The following is a 15,058-nucleotide window of genomic DNA, read 5'->3' as shown; positions in this document are numbered from 1 at the left end:
TGTCGCTAAAGCTTAGCCTCAGATAAATTGCGGCTGTCGCTAAAGCTTAGCCTCAGATAAATTGCGGCTGTCGCTAAAGCTTTCGCCGCAGATAAATTGCGACGAGGAGGCGCGTTTGATGTGACCACCACAGGCGCAAAGTTTTTAAGAGAATATTACTATTAAGAAGTAAGGCTGTTCAGAAAGTGTTCGACTTTCTGGACAGCCCCGTTCTTACCTCTAGTCAAGTGTTTTTTATTAAATAATTTGGTTCACATAGATTTTATTTTGGAAGGAAGGGGTACCCCTTCCTTCCAAAATAAATTTTCGCATGACAAATAGACCTCACGATTTCCATTTTTTTCGCCAGGTCTTTGTGATATAATCTTACTTACGATTACTGATGCATTGTTGCCTTTTCGTAATCGTATTTCAGATTATGTGTGATAAGGTGATAAGCCGATTTCAAGAACTTATTCACGCATGCTATGGACGCAACTTTATGAGGTTTCCTCTGGGGTTGCGTTTTTAATTTATCATAATAATCTACAATATGATTTTGTGTATTTTTCCGTAGTTGGATCATGGTCTGGATCATGTAAAATAGAATCTTTCTAAGTTTGTTATTTCCTCTTTTATTAATCTTGTCTTTATAAAAGGTATTCCCAGATTGATATCTCATGATATCAATACCGACGTAAGCATTCAGTTGTTTATGGTTTTTGAATCGTCGAATATCTCCTAGTTCTCCAATTAAACGAACTGCAGTCGTTTCTCCGATTCCTGGAAATGAAATTAAAATCTGATACTCTTGTTTATCTTTCGATAATTTAACCATCTTTTGGACAAGTTGATCTCTTTTCTCCTTCAAGTCTGCAATCCGTTTGGCATAATCCCGCACTTGTTCACAGCGAATATCATCTTTTGAAATTGCTGGATACGCTTCTTTTGCTGCTTCGATTAAAGCGATCCCTTTTTCTTCAGCACGTGCCAATGATAAGTTTTTTCTTGTGTTGGCTTTTAAACGATTACGAATCACTGTTTTTGAACAAACTAACACATGATCCGGATGAGGGTATAATTGAACGACATTCAAAAATAAAGCAGAACGTTTACTGAATAGTTTTTCTAACTCGGGGAAACTCAATTGTAGAATCGCATGTAAACGACTATATAAATGCGTCATTTCACTACTTAATTCATCATAATATCTCGTCATTGCACGCATTTGTTTATAATACTCCTCTTCTTGATAAGTTTGTTCACGTTCAACTCTAAAGTGAGTTTTCGCAAGTTCATGAGCGTCGCTTTTATCTGTTTTTTGTCTCCTCATTGAAGCCATTTGAATATTCGCTTCGAGTGGGTTAACTCGATAATACATATAACCTTGATCACCTAAGAATCGTTCTAGTGGTTTTGAATATACGCCTGTTGCTTCAAAGACAATATCAGGGGCCTGTCCATCTTTTTGTGTTAAAGTTATAAGGGTTTCGTTTAATTTCTCGAAAGAGTAACGGTTATGGGTTATTTCACCCTCATATTCGCATTGACGATAACGGTCGTAAATGACCATTGTACTTTTCCCCATACTGACATCAAATGCCACTACGTGTTTCATATTTTCTGCCTCTCCTTTTTAGCCAAACATAGAAGTTCTTCACATTGCCTTATCGATTCCACTTTCTTATACACGGTCTCTATGGACCCAACATACTAAACTGATTCAAATAAGGGTGTGAAGTTGGTCTGTTTTTAATACGGACTCTATTTGGTCCCAGGAGCTGTTCGACCTTCCTTCACTTCTACTATAAAAAAATAGTAGCACAAACCTTGGCCTAGGTCTGTACTACTAATGTTAGTATGTTTTACATGTCGAAAACCCTGCTTTTGACAGTTTCCCTTTTAAGCTTCTACTCTTTTAATAGAAATTATAAAAAGGTATAATAGACATGGACTTTAATCTTTTTTTATTAATTTTGGGGGGTAGACATTTCATGTCAGTCGCAACAACATATTTACAAACTTTGGAGAAAAGTCTTTATGACTTAATTTGTGAAACGTCCACAAATTTACCGAAAGATGTTCGCCGTGCCATTAAACGAGCAAAGGAAGCTGAAAGTGCTGGTACTCGTGCTGCAATGAGTTTAGCAACTATTACGAATAACATTGTAATGGCAGAAGATAATGTATCACCTATTTGCCAAGATACAGGACTTCCAACATTTAAAGTAAAAACTCCTATTGGTGTTAACCAATTAGAAATTAAGGAAGCAATCCGCAATGCAGTAAAAAAAGCAACTGAAGATGCGAAACTCCGTCCAAACTCTGTTGATTCATTAACTGGAAAAAATAGCGGTGACAATCTTGGTGAAGGCGTTCCTGTTATCAAGTTTGAACAATGGGAAAACGATTATATTGAAGTGAAACTAATTTTAAAAGGCGGAGGCTGTGAGAACAAAAATGCTCAATACAGCTTACCTTGCGAATTAGAAGGTCTTGGTCGCGCTGGCCGTGATCTTGATGGCATTCGTAAATGTATTCTTCATGCTGTATGGAAAGCTCAAGGACAAGGTTGTTCTGCTGGTTTTATCGGAGTAGGTATCGGTGGAGACCGCTCTAGCAGCTACGATCTTGCAAAAGAACAATTATTCCGCCACTTAGAAGATACAAATCCTATTCCTGAACTTGCTAAATTAGAAGAGTACATCGTTGAAAAAGCAAATACACTTGGTGTAGGAACAATGGGCTTCGGCGGTGAAGCAACATTATTAGGTTGTAAAATTGGCGTAATGCACCGTATTCCAGCTTCTTTCTTCGTATCAATTGCTTACAACTGCTGGGCATTCCGTCGCATGGCGGTTGATATTGATGCCAACACTGGCGAAATCAAAAAATGGCACTATCAAGATGGTGAAAAAATTACATTCCGAAACGAAGAAGAAAAAGCTGAAACAAAATCTGAAAGCCGCGTAGTTGAATTAAAAGCACCAATCACTGAAGAGCAAATTCGTGAACTAAAAGTAGGCGACGTTGTGAAAATCAGCGGCCGCATGTACACTGGACGCGATGCAATCCACCATCATTTAATGACTCATGATTCGCCAGTAGACTTAAATGGACAAATTATCTACCACTGCGGTCCTGTTATGGCAAAAGACGAAAATGGAAATTGGACTGTAAAAGCGGCTGGTCCTACAACTTCCATCCGTGAGGAACCTTATCAAGGCGATATCATGAAAAAATTCGGAATCCGCGCAGTAATCGGTAAAGGCGGTATGGGTGCAAAAACATTAAAAGCATTACAAGAACACGGTGGCGTGTACTTAAATGCAATTGGTGGTGCAGCACAATACTATGCTGACTGCATTAAGAGCGTAGACGGTGTAGACTTCCTTGAATTCGGTATTCCTGAAGCAATGTGGCACTTAACAGTTGAAGACTTCACTGCCGTTGTAACAATGGACTCTCATGGAAACTCTTTACACGCAGATATCGAAAAATCTTCATTAGAAAAATTAGCTCAATTCGCAGAAAGAGTATTCTAATTAAATCCATCTAAATGATATAGGTTTTGCTGTTCAAAAAATCAGATGAATATTTGATTTTTTGAACAGCTTTTTTATGAATTTTTTGCAACTATTATAAAAATAATCGAGTAGGAGGGAGCGATTAACTCCCGTCCTCTCACACCACCGTACGTACGGTTCCGTATACGGCGGTTCAATTAAGATAATTGACGCAAGTTTTCATAACTTCCGTGAATAGCTTGTCTTCTTATGCCAGTGGTCACTCCACCCTCCAAGAGGTCTCCCACGGGATTCACCGCTTCCTTCCTCAAGTGAGGTACTACGTTTTCTGTGTTCATCATGACTCACTGAATGCCAAGGGCTATTCTCTCTTAATTGTTCGGTCCTTCTTAGTTGTTCTAGACCAACTAATACTATGACCTCTGCTGACTTCTGACGGTTCAGCTACTTATCACTAAGTAGGTTATGAAGCGTACTTCACCTATCCGCCAGACCTCCCCGGGTAAGTACATGCACTTTCACACCATCTATCCGCCTCATCTACTCGATATGACCTTCGACAGAAAGAGCTTTGTTTTGTTTGGCAAACTCACTCAATCATACCTAGCCTTATATGAGGTTCGTGTTCCTCGGACCGGTGTTTTGCCTCCAGCTTCCTTCAGATTCCGCGTCACCACGGACACCCTTGCTCTTGGCTAACCTCTACTTCTGTCTTCGGGGTTCGGGACTTACACCCTATAGTTCATGTACATGCCGGGCGCACCATAAAAATGGGCATTCACTTGTGATGAATGCCCATTTTCCTTTGGCGAATTGGAGTATTATTTAATGGTTAAACCAAAGATGTCTTTTCTGAAGTGTCATTATAAATTTCTGTATCCAGTTCTTTTGTGATACGGCTTGATACAATACCGGACACCATAGAACCACTTACATTCAGCGCAGTACGTCCCATATCAATCAACGGTTCTACTGAAATCAAAATACCCGCAAGTGCTAACGGCAAATCCATAGCAGATAATACAATGATTGCTGCAAATGTTGCACCACCGCCAACACCGGCTACACCAAATGAACTGATTGCAACGATTAAAATAAGCATTGCAATAAACCCTGGTGTAAACGGATCAATTCCAACAGTCGGCGCAATCATAACAGCCAACATTGCCGGATATACACCAGCACAACCATTTTGACCAATGGATAAGCCAAAAGAACCTGCAAAGTTGGCAATTCCTTCTGGAACGCCTAAACGTTTTGTTTGCGTTTGAAGATTTAACGGTAATGTAGCTGCACTTGAACGTGATGAAAATGCAAATAATAAAGTTTCAGCAACTTTTTTCACGTATAATACCGGATTTAAACCTGTCAACGAAACAATTATTAAATGTACAATAAACATTGCAATCAACGCTGCATAAGAAGCAATGACAAATTTGCCTAAATCGGCAATTGCACCGAAGTTGCTTGTAGCAACCGTACGTGCCATAATCGCCAATACCCCATATGGCGTTAATTGCAGAACGATGCGTACAACGCCCATTATGAGACCATAAATGGCATCGACGCCTTTTTTCACTGTGTTTGCTGTTTCCTCATCTTTTCGTTGAAGTTGTAAATAAGCAAATCCTAATAAGGCTGCAAAAATTACAACCGCAATCGTTGAAGTGGAACGGGCACCTGTCATATCAAGAAATGGGTTGGCAGGGAACATTTCCAAAATATGCTCTGGCAATGTTTTTACATTTTCAGCTTTTTGCACAATTTCCTCTCCACGTGCAACTTCAGAGTCCCCTTGCATGATTTGTGAAGCATCCAAATCAAAAATGGCTGTTGATAAAATACCTAAGGATGCAGCAATGGCAGTTGTACCAATTAGCACAGCCAAAATGATGCTTGCAATTTTCCCTAAATTTTTTCCTATTGTTACTTTCGTAAATGCCGCCAAAATTGAAATAAATACTAAAGGCATTGCAACCATTTGCAATAATTTTACATAACCATTCCCGATGATATTAAACCATGGCATCGTTTTTGTTATCGTTTCTGAACCAAATCCATAAATCCATTGCAGAACAGCTCCAAATATTACCCCAATAGCTAACGCTATAAACACTCTGTTTGAAAATTTTACATTTTTTTTCTTTAAAAAATATAAAAAGACCAACAAGCCTATTAAAATAGTAATATTTACTATGATTCCCATCACTTAGCCTCCTTTTATATGAACAAACTTTATAATACATCTTTATTCCGATAAGTCAAGTAAGATTAATATAATTTAAATTTTCTATAATTTTTAGTGTTTAATTGTTTACAAAAGAACCGTTTTTGATTATAATAATTTTAAAATAAAACTTATTATAAATAATTGATATTGATTATCAATTACTATAAAAATGGAGGTTTGAAACTGAAATTCATTATCACAAGGAGGATTTTATGGATAACAGTAATCGAGAAAGTTTCTCACTAATTGAGAATATAAAACAACATCAGGAACTAATCGCAGCTATTATAAGCGGAGTCATTATATTAATGGCGTGGAAATTAGAAAAAGAAGGCTTATCAACAGCTTCGGTATTTTCATATATAATCGCTTTTATTATTGGTGGTTATGCGAAAGCAAAGGAAGGAATCCTTGACACTATAGAAAATAGAACATTAAATGTGGAGTTATTGATGATTTTGGCAGCCATCGGTTCAATGACAATCGGCTACTGGACAGAGGGTGCCATATTGATCTTCATTTTTTCCTTAAGCGGCGCCCTTGAAACTTATGCAATGAATCGTAGTCATCGTGAAATCTCATCCTTAATGAATTTGCAACCAGAAGAAGCATGGCTCGTACGAGGAAATTTTGAGCCGATGAAAGTACCCGTATCTACTTTAAAAGTAGGCGACCATCTGTTAATTAAACCGGGAGAAAGAATTCCTGCAGATGGTGAAATCATAAAAGGCTCTTCATCTGTTGATGAATCAGCCATAACAGGTGAATCTATTCCCGTTTCCAAAAATGTAGGTGATGAAGTTTTCGCAGGTACCATCAATTTAAATGGCACCATTACAATTAACATGACAAAACCAAATTCTGAAACGCTTTTCCAAAAAATTATTACGCTCGTGCAATCAGCTCAAAGTGAAAAATCCCCTTCCCAACTATTTATAGAAAGATTTGAAAATCTCTACGTAAAGTGTGTTTTAATTGCCGTTTTAATTATGATGATTCTTCCACACTACCTATTTGGTTGGGACTGGAATACAACTTTCTATAGAGCAATTGTGTTACTAGTTGTCGCTTCACCTTGTGCCCTTGTTGCATCCATTATGCCCGCTACACTCGCAGCAATCTCAAATGGTGCACGACATGGCATTTTACTAAAAGGTGGCGTCCATTTAGAAAATTTGAGCGTCATTAAATTACTTGCAGTCGATAAGACTGGAACACTAACGGAGGGAAAGCCGTCAGTAACCGATGTGATTGTCCGAGAAGATTTGGATACGAAAGAAACGCTTCAAATTATTGCATCTATTGAAGCTCAATCCAATCACCCGCTTGCTCAATCCATTGTTCAATATGCGAAAGAACAACAAGTGGAAATTATCTCCGGCATTGATATTGCTGATGTTCCTGGATTTGGGTTAAAAGGGAATATTCGCGGTCAATCTTACCTGATTGGTAAGGGAGATTTTGTAGGAAGCAATGAAGCAAAGACATTTGCGAATGGTGTTGCAGCTCAACTGGCAGAAGAGGGAAAAACCGTTGTCTTTATGAAAGATGAGCAAGGTATTGCCGCATTGATTGCTTTAAAAGACATAATTCGTGATGAAGCGAAAGAAGCTGTTCAAACATTGAAAGAACTTGGAATCAATATTACCATGATTACAGGAGATAATGAAAAAACAGCCAAAACAATTGCGAAAGAAGTAGGGGTAACGGAATATATTGCTGAATGTTCTCCGGTTACAAAAACAGAATTTATTAATAAAGCTTTAAAACAACATCAATACGTTGGAATGGTAGGCGATGGTATCAATGATGCACCTGCCCTTGCAAAATCAACTGTAGGAATTGCTATGGGCGGAGGTACTGATGTAGCATTGGAAACGGCAGACGTCGTATTAATGAAAAACGATTTATCGAAAATTGCCTACGCTATTAAACTGGGAAGAAAAATGCAAAAAATTGTGAAACAAAATGTTATTTTTTCAACAGCAGTCATTGCTTTACTCATCATTTCTAATTTTCTTCAAATCGTCGATCTCCCACTTGGGGTAGTTGGGCACGAAGGTAGCACTATTTTAGTGATCTTAAATGGATTAAGAATGCTCAAAACACAATCATAGAATATTTAGTTGATGCATTGGTTTATATATCGAGTAGGAGGGAGTGATTAGCTCCCGTCCTCTCACACCACCGTACGTACGGTTCCGTATACGGCGGTTCAATTAAGATCATTGACGCAAGTTTTCATAACTTCCGTGAATAGCTTGTCTTCTTATGCCAGTGGTCACTCCACCCTCCAAGAGGTCTCCCACGGGATTCACCGCTTCCTTCCTCAAGTGAGGTACTACGTTTTCTGTGTTCATCATGACTCACTGAATGCCAAGGGCTATTCTCTCTTAATTGTTCGGTCCTTCTTAGTAGTTCTAAACCAACTAATACTATGACCTCTGCTGACTTCTGACGGTTCAGCTACTTATCACTAAGTAGGTTATGAAGCGTACTTCACATATCCGCCAGACCTCCCCGGGTAAGTACATGCACTTTCACACCATCTATCCGCCTCATTTACTCGATATGACCTTCGACAGAAAGAGCTTTGTTTTGTTTCGCAAACTCACTCAATCATACCTAGCCTTATATGAGGTTCGTGTTCCTCGGACCGGTGTTTTGCCTCCAGCTTCCTTCAGATTCCGCGTCACCACGGACACCCTTGCTCTTGGCTAACCTCTACTTCTGTCTTCGGGGTTCGGGACTTACACCCTATAGTTCATGTACATGCCGGGCGCACGTAAACAGAAAAGCGGATAACTTAAACCGCTTTTCTGTATAATTGTATGAAGTACAAAATTGCTATGAGTGGAGTGTCTGCTTTGGGAAATTTTTTAATTAGGAGATGTTGCCTTTCTTATTTTCGCAAAATGTCTTTTACGCATTGCTGCATTTAATATTCCACCGAATATTAAAATCATTCCCGTAAAATACAACCAAAGCATAAAAATAATGACACTGGCAATACTTCCATAAGTAAAAGTAAAATTCCCAAAATGTTTCACATAAAAAGAAAACCCGTAAATTAACACTACCCATGAAATAGTTGAAAATACTGTTCCAGGTAATACAGTCACAATATGAACTCGTGATTCTGTATAAGGTATAACCCAGTACAATAAAAGTAACACAATAAAAATGAGTAGTGGTGGTAAAATCCATTGTACATAATTCCAAAAGTCAACAAATGATGTCTCGACTCCTAAAAAATCGAATAGCAAGTATACATATCGTTGACCAAAAATCGGCACTATTAAAGCAAGCAGCAATATTAAAATTAATAATACTGTAAAGACTAATGACCAAGCTCGGTTTATAATTCCCATCTTTGGCTCTGTTTCATAAGCTTCATTTAACGTTTTAATTATCGCATTCATTCCTCTTGAAGCAGACCACAATGTACCTAATATCCCGATTGATAAAACACCGCCCCCATTATACGTTGTCAATACTTCTACAATCGTTCCTTGGGTCAACATGAAAACTTCAGCTGGTACAATGGTTTGAATAAAACGAAAAACATGTTCTTGATTAATATCCAAAAAAGGTAATGTGGAAACTACGACTAATAACAACGGGAAAAATGATAGTAAGAAGAAGTAAGCTAGTTGCGCCCCCATTCCGGAAATGTCCACTTTCTTCATTCTGATAATGATTTCCTGGACAAATCCTTTAAAAGTCGTAATATCAATTTTTGATTCATCTGGATTAAAAATTGATTGAAACATTAAAACCCATTTTGTTTGCGAAACTTTTGAATCATTCAAGCGCTAGCTCACTTCCCTTCATCCCACATCACATTATTTTTCTTCTTTCGATGAAAAAGCTGCTTTTGTATCTTCGACAATCGCTTGAACGGTACTTGGAATTTCTTTCATTTCATCGATTTTTTCCATAATAAAATTTACATTTTCCGTCGTATCTTCATATAATTTTTGCATTTTTTCTATCTTTTCATAAACGAGTTGTTGGAATTCATCACGATTTTTAGCATAGTAAATAACAGAATCCTTTATATTTTTCATTGTTTCAACGGTATGTTCTCTTGTTTTACGATCAAACATGCTCACTGCGGCACCTACTATTGCACCAATCACAACACCTTTGCATAATTTGCTTTGGCTCATTACCTTCTCCTCCTGTCGATTCATGTAAAGTTTTACTAATAATATTCTATAAGAACTTTTAATCTTTTAAAAGTAAGGGCGAATGCATGGATACAACTTGACAACCATAATATGAAATGAAATGATGATACAAAGCTTAATTGAAAGGTGGCTAAAAAGAGATGAATTTATCAACGCCTTCCAAAGATAATGTGGCGTATATTGTAGAAAAAATTAAAGAAAAATTGAAAATGGTCAATTCGAGCGCATTGCGTTCAGAAGATTTTACAAAAGCTAATTACGAAGATTTGTATGACTTATACGAAATGGTCATGAAGCGTGATTCCTTTAGCCCTAGCGAAATAGAGGCAATCGTCTCTGAATTAGGTTCGCTTCGAAAATAAACCATTTTCATTTTATTAACTACCGCATACTTTTTCCTATTTAATTAATCATTATTCAAATATCTTGTAAAAGGATTCATTATGTTCTTTTAAAGTAAATCATACACTTTAAATAAAACGATTTAAAAAGGAGCGTTCCACTATGAAACGCTCCTTTACAACAAATTATTTTAATTCGTTTCTGAAGTTGTAGTTTCATCTTTTTTCACGAGTTGTTGAATTAACACTTCAACCCGACGATTTTTCGCTCTACCTTCTGCTGTTTCGTTCGTTGCAATTGGATTGTATTCTCCATACCCTTTTGCACTGAAATATTTAGGATCTAAATTCGGATTTGAATCGATAATTAATTTTAAGAAATTCACTGCCCGCATCACAGATAATTCCCAATTTGATCGAAATTCCGGAGTATTTTGAGGCACATTATCCGTATGTCCAGTAATAACAATATAACGTGGTGGGTCAAATTCTAAAATAGCCGATAACTCCTGGGCAATTGGGATGTTTTCAGGTTTTATATCTGCTTTCCCTGAATCGAATAAAATACTATCACGAATTGTAAGCAGCAATCCCTCATCTGTCATTTTTGCTGAAAATGTATCTTCCAATTCATTGACAGCGATAAAATTTTCAATTTCACTTTGAATTTGTTTAAGTTGAGCTTGGTCTCTTAAATAAGCTTTTTGCTCTACTGTCATTCCATCCGTTCTAGCCGTTGGATTATCAATGACTGAGGTATTTTCCATAAACCCAACGCCGCCATTAAAAATTTCATTGAACACTTGCGACATTTTTTGGAACTTTACTTGGTCAATACTACTGGAAGCAAATAATACAATGAATAACGCTAATAGCAACGTCATTAAGTCCGAATACGGTAAAAGCCATGATTCATTGATTTCTGTTTCTTTTCCTCGCTTTTTAGTTCTCTTTGCCAAGACCGCCAGCCCCGCTTTCGTAGAATTGTTTACGCTCTTCATTTGTCAAATACGAAGCTAATTTCTGTTCAATAATACGCGGAGCCTCACCTTCTAATACAGATAAAACACCTTCAATCATTAATCGTTTTTGTCTAGCCTCAAAAGCGGATTTACGTCTTAATTTATTAGCAAATGGATGCCATAATACATAACCAGTGAAAATCCCTAATAATGTTGCAACGAAAGCCGAAGAAACTGCATAACCTAATTTATCGATATTTTCCATATCTCCTAAAGCGGCAATTAGACCGACAACCGCCCCAAGTACTCCGAGTGTTGGAGCATATGTACCTGCTTGCGAAAAAATTTGGGCACCACTTTCATGGCGCTCTACCATCGCTTCAACTTCTTCATTTAATACATCCCGTATGTAATCTGCACTTTGACCATCGATTGCAAGAATTAAACCATTTCGTAAAAATGGATCTTTAATTTCTTGGGCTTCACTTTCCAATGCAAGGAGACCTTCACGGCGAGCTAGGTCTGCCCACTTTGAAAACATTTGAATGATTTCTACATCGCTTACTGTTTTTTGTTCAGTAAAAATTACTTTTAATAATTTAGGGATTCTTTTTAGTTCTTTTCCTGGGAATCCAATCACAACAGATGATATTGTACCAACGATAATGATTAAAAATGCCGCTGGGTTGATTAAAATACTCAAGGACGCCCCTTTTACTATCATCCCGACAAATACCGCAATAATGCCGAGAAAAATACCTATAACTGTAGCTAAATCCATAACTGTACCTCCAAATCTTCCACTACTTTATATTTCGACATTTTCCAATATTTTTTTAAGTATCTTTTTACTAGATAACTATAATAATGAGTAATTTTTATAGAAAATAAATGGTTCATATAATAATTTTCTATTTTCATTCAAATATTATTTTTTATAATTAATAAATATTTATGTAAGGAAATAAAAAATGATACTTTCACATCAAATTTTGCATACTTCCCATTATTGTCTGTCACAATTTCTACAAAAATAGCAAAATTGCGTAACCACAGATTTTTCATGTAAATCGGTTCCACTACGTAAGTCACAATTTCTACAAAAATAGCAAAATTGCGTAACGTTCCTTGGAATTACTAATCCTATTTTTCTCCTAAAACCTTTATAATTGTCGTATAGTTATAGTATAATTAATTTAAATCATTATTGTTTTTTAGAAAGGAGTCTAGCAATGGGCTTATTTTTAGCAACTGTAACTGGATATATTAGCATTCTTTTAGTTGCAGTTATGATGTTCATTCACTATTTACGTAAAGGTTTAGATTCCACTTCTTCAGTAAAAGTTGACGCAAAACCATCTGAAAAATTTTAATGCCATAGCACTTGAATGAAAAATCGACAAAACAGGTTAACCTGTATTTGTCGATTTTTTTATCACTTTTTGCTATATTTATTCATATTCAATTCATTTGTATCAACCTATTTCTTATTGCTATAATCGTCCTTAACATCAGAAAGGGGGTTAATAAATGGCATCATTAAATGAGATTTTGCGTTTTAACAAAGAATTCGTTGAAAACAAGCAATATGAACCATATAAAACATCAAAATTTCCAGATAAAAAAATTCTTATATTAACGTGTATGGATACACGTTTAATCGAATTATTACCAAAGGCGATGAATTTGCGAAATGGCGATGCAAAAATTATTAAAAGTGCCGGTGCAATGGTAGCCCATCCCTTTGGGGGAATTATGAGAAGCATTTTAGTGGCTGTTTATGAACTACAAGCAGATGAAGTGTATGTAATCGGTCATTATGATTGTGGCATGAGCACTGTTGATCCTTATTTGATGGTTGATCATATGATTGAAAAAGGGATAAGTGAGGAGATAATCAAATCTATTAAGTATTCAGGAATCGATTTGATTGAATGGTTACGTGGATTCGGAGATGTTGAAAAAAACGTATTGAACAGTGTTGACATCATTCGTAACCATCCACTGTTTCCAAAAAATACGCCAGTGCATGGCTTAGTTATGAATCCTGAAACAGGCAAACTTGATTTATTAACAAATGGACATGAATATTTAGAAAACAAACGATACAACGATTGAACATTGAGTCCATCTGCATAGGTCAGGAATTAAACTGGCGAGCGGGTGGACTTTTTGTGCAAGTTTATCTTTTTCAACTTTAAGAAGGTTCTGCACAAGTTGAAGGATTTCCCACACATGTTCGTACATTTCCCGCACGAGCATGGTTTCATCCGCTCAAGTTAAACCATTTCCCGCACATGTTCGAACATTTCCCGCACGAGCATCGTTTCATCCGCTCAAGTTAAACCATTTCCCGCACATGTTCGAACATTTCCCGCACGAGCATCGTTTCATCCGCTCAAGTTAAACCATTTCCCGCACATGTTCGAACATTTCCCGCACGAGCATCGTTTCATCCGCTCAAGTTAAACCATTTCTCGCACATGTTCGAACATTTCCCGCACGAGCATCGTTTCATCCGCTCAAGTTAAACCATTTCCCGCACATGTTCGAACATTTCCCGCTCGAGCTTGACTTCCCTCACACAAGATACACGATTTCCCACACATGCAATATAAAAAATTCGCTCCTAACTAAAATCGCTAATTTTAGGATTTTAGTTAAGAAGCGAACGGTTAACGTTGATTACGAAAATAATCGCTTTGTAAAAGGGCATACATATAATGATCTTCCCAAGATCCGTTAATATACAATAATTCCCTTAATAGACCTTCTCGTTTAAAATTTGCCTTTTCTAAAACCTTCACAGAAGCTATATTTTTGGGTGATACATATGCTTCGATTCTATGTAAATTCACTACATTAAAAGCAAATTGCACAACTTCATTCACTGCTTCTGTTGCAATACCTTGTCCCGTAAATCGTTCGTCGATGGAGTAACCAATAAATGCACTGCTATATGGCAACCTTTTAATCGCATATAAGGAAATATGGCCAATTAATTGTTCCTCATCTTTTGTAAATATCCCAAAGGAATATTCGCGATTTGTACGCTGAAGATGCAATCCTTCTAAAATTTTTCGAAACTGTGCCTCTTCTGTATAATATTCCGCATCATGTAATGGCTCATAAGTTGCCCAAAAATATTTATTTCGCTGTAACAATTCCGCTAATTTTTTTGCATCTGTTTCTACAAAGGTACGTAAATGCAACCTGTCGCTTTCGATTCGAATCACATGATCACCCTTCTTTTTAAATATTTGTAATAGCTTCTTCACCATTGTACTTACCTAATGCCTTTCTTCCATATTTTATAATTCTACTAGCATTTAGTTAGTAGGTTATAAACATGCTAAAGAAACCCAAACTTTACTAGATTGTTTTTGTTCTTGCAGAAACGTAAACTCCATTATTTACCTACTCGATTGTACAGTATTATATGCACGTTGAAAGCTGTGCTTGTTTAGTTTTCATTCCACATTTCGTTCTCTCTATCCATTTAATCTATTGTTTTCAAAAGTACTATTCGAATATTTTCCTCTTGCTATATTTGTCATATATAAAAGTGAAAAATTTAATTCCTCACTTTAAGTTGTTGAAATAAACGTTTATAATTTTATGGAAAGGAGTGCGAAACATGGGTCGAATGATCGTCATTTTTTGTAGCCTTATAGCAGCGACCATCTATACCTTATATTCTTTTTGGCTACCAATCGAAGGAAAATCCACTATAGCAATTATCAATCGCCTACCACTTCTAATATCGCCTTCTACCTATGTATATATATTTTGGTTCTTTCTTTTTATTCTTTTATTTATTTGGGCA

The 15,058-nt window shown here is 36.7% G+C and carries 12 protein-coding genes; 5 read left to right on the top strand and 7 right to left on the bottom strand.

The features are described 5' to 3' along the window. Window positions 1–376: 376 nt before the first annotated feature. Entirely contained in the window at window positions 377–1,597 is a 1,221-nt protein-coding gene (locus NSU17_RS10840; protein ID WP_340704488.1) for an IS110 family transposase, read from the bottom strand. Window positions 1,598–1,973: 376 nt separating this feature from the next. Between NSU17_RS10840 and NSU17_RS10835 the strand changes: the two genes are divergently transcribed. Beyond that, a complete protein-coding gene (locus NSU17_RS10835; protein ID WP_340705005.1) occupies window positions 1,974–3,524 on the top strand; it encodes a fumarate hydratase in 1,551 nt (516 codons plus the stop codon). 814 nt (window positions 3,525–4,338) lie between these two features. Here NSU17_RS10835 and NSU17_RS10830 read toward each other — a convergent pair. After that, on the bottom strand, window positions 4,339–5,712 hold the full coding sequence (locus NSU17_RS10830; RefSeq protein ID WP_340434709.1) for an L-cystine transporter: 1,374 nt from the start codon (window positions 5,710–5,712) through the stop codon (window positions 4,339–4,341). 236 nt (window positions 5,713–5,948) lie between these two features. On the opposite strand from NSU17_RS10830, the gene NSU17_RS10825 reads away from it, so the two are divergent. After that, window positions 5,949–7,853 (top strand): heavy metal translocating P-type ATPase, encoded by a 1,905-nt coding sequence (locus NSU17_RS10825; protein WP_340705004.1) that lies wholly within the window; start codon window positions 5,949–5,951, stop codon window positions 7,851–7,853. Window positions 7,854–8,615: 762 nt separating this feature from the next. Here NSU17_RS10825 and NSU17_RS10820 read toward each other — a convergent pair. After that, a complete protein-coding gene (locus tag NSU17_RS10820; protein ID WP_340434713.1) occupies window positions 8,616–9,548 on the bottom strand; it encodes a YihY/virulence factor BrkB family protein in 933 nt (310 codons plus the stop codon). Between the two features lie 33 nt (window positions 9,549–9,581). Continuing rightward, the gene (locus NSU17_RS10815) at window positions 9,582–9,908 is read right to left on the bottom strand and encodes a YtxH domain-containing protein (protein ID WP_016837896.1); all 327 of its coding nucleotides are present in this window, start codon (window positions 9,906–9,908) and stop codon (window positions 9,582–9,584) included. A gap of 161 nt (window positions 9,909–10,069) precedes the next feature. Between NSU17_RS10815 and NSU17_RS10810 the strand changes: the two genes are divergently transcribed. Then, entirely contained in the window at window positions 10,070–10,291 is a 222-nt protein-coding gene (locus NSU17_RS10810) for a DUF1128 domain-containing protein (RefSeq protein WP_340705003.1), read from the top strand. 170 nt (window positions 10,292–10,461) lie between these two features. On the opposite strand, the gene motB is transcribed toward NSU17_RS10810, so the two are convergent. After that, window positions 10,462–11,229, bottom strand: coding sequence for a flagellar motor protein MotB (gene motB, locus NSU17_RS10805; RefSeq protein WP_016837898.1), 768 nt, complete (start codon window positions 11,227–11,229; stop codon window positions 10,462–10,464). Further along, entirely contained in the window at window positions 11,213–12,013 is an 801-nt protein-coding gene (gene motA / locus NSU17_RS10800; protein WP_340705002.1) for a flagellar motor stator protein MotA, read from the bottom strand. The genes motB and motA overlap by 17 nt, the downstream gene beginning before the upstream one ends. A 451-nt stretch (window positions 12,014–12,464) precedes the next feature. Between motA and NSU17_RS10795 the strand changes: the two genes are divergently transcribed. Further along, a complete protein-coding gene (locus NSU17_RS10795; protein ID WP_340705001.1) occupies window positions 12,465–12,605 on the top strand; it encodes a hypothetical protein in 141 nt (46 codons plus the stop codon). Between the two features lie 157 nt (window positions 12,606–12,762). Then, complete coding sequence (locus NSU17_RS10790; RefSeq protein WP_340705000.1) at window positions 12,763–13,350, top strand: beta-class carbonic anhydrase; 588 nt, start codon at window positions 12,763–12,765, stop codon at window positions 13,348–13,350. A 557-nt stretch (window positions 13,351–13,907) separates the two neighbouring features. On the opposite strand, the gene NSU17_RS10785 is transcribed toward NSU17_RS10790, so the two are convergent. Further along, complete coding sequence (locus NSU17_RS10785; RefSeq protein ID WP_016837902.1) at window positions 13,908–14,468, bottom strand: GNAT family N-acetyltransferase; 561 nt, start codon at window positions 14,466–14,468, stop codon at window positions 13,908–13,910. Window positions 14,469–15,058 lie beyond the last annotated feature (590 nt).

Source organism: Ureibacillus sp. FSL K6-2830 (assembly GCF_038004145.1).
In the GTDB taxonomy this organism is placed as follows: domain Bacteria; phylum Bacillota; class Bacilli; order Bacillales_A; family Planococcaceae; genus Ureibacillus; species Ureibacillus thermosphaericus.
The sequence above is the reverse complement of the archived record's forward strand: the minus strand, read 5'-3'. Positions and strand labels throughout refer to the sequence as shown.

Bases quoted from the DNA above. Each gene is read 5' to 3' on its own strand.
- NSU17_RS10840 (WP_340704488.1), bottom strand. From the start codon at position 1,597: ATGAAACACGTAGTGGCATTTGATGTCAGTATGGGGAAAAGTACAATG.
- NSU17_RS10835 (WP_340705005.1), top strand. From the start codon at position 1,974: ATGTCAGTCGCAACAACATATTTACAAACTTTGGAGAAAAGTCTTTAT.
- NSU17_RS10830 (WP_340434709.1), bottom strand. From the start codon at position 5,712: ATGGGAATCATAGTAAATATTACTATTTTAATAGGCTTGTTGGTCTTT.
- NSU17_RS10825 (WP_340705004.1), top strand. From the start codon at position 5,949: ATGGATAACAGTAATCGAGAAAGTTTCTCACTAATTGAGAATATAAAA.
- NSU17_RS10815 (WP_016837896.1), bottom strand. From the start codon at position 9,908: ATGAGCCAAAGCAAATTATGCAAAGGTGTTGTGATTGGTGCAATAGTA.
- NSU17_RS10810 (WP_340705003.1), top strand. From the start codon at position 10,070: ATGAATTTATCAACGCCTTCCAAAGATAATGTGGCGTATATTGTAGAA.
- motA (WP_340705002.1), bottom strand. From the start codon at position 12,013: ATGGATTTAGCTACAGTTATAGGTATTTTTCTCGGCATTATTGCGGTA.
- NSU17_RS10795 (WP_340705001.1), top strand. From the start codon at position 12,465: ATGGGCTTATTTTTAGCAACTGTAACTGGATATATTAGCATTCTTTTA.
- NSU17_RS10790 (WP_340705000.1), top strand. From the start codon at position 12,763: ATGGCATCATTAAATGAGATTTTGCGTTTTAACAAAGAATTCGTTGAA.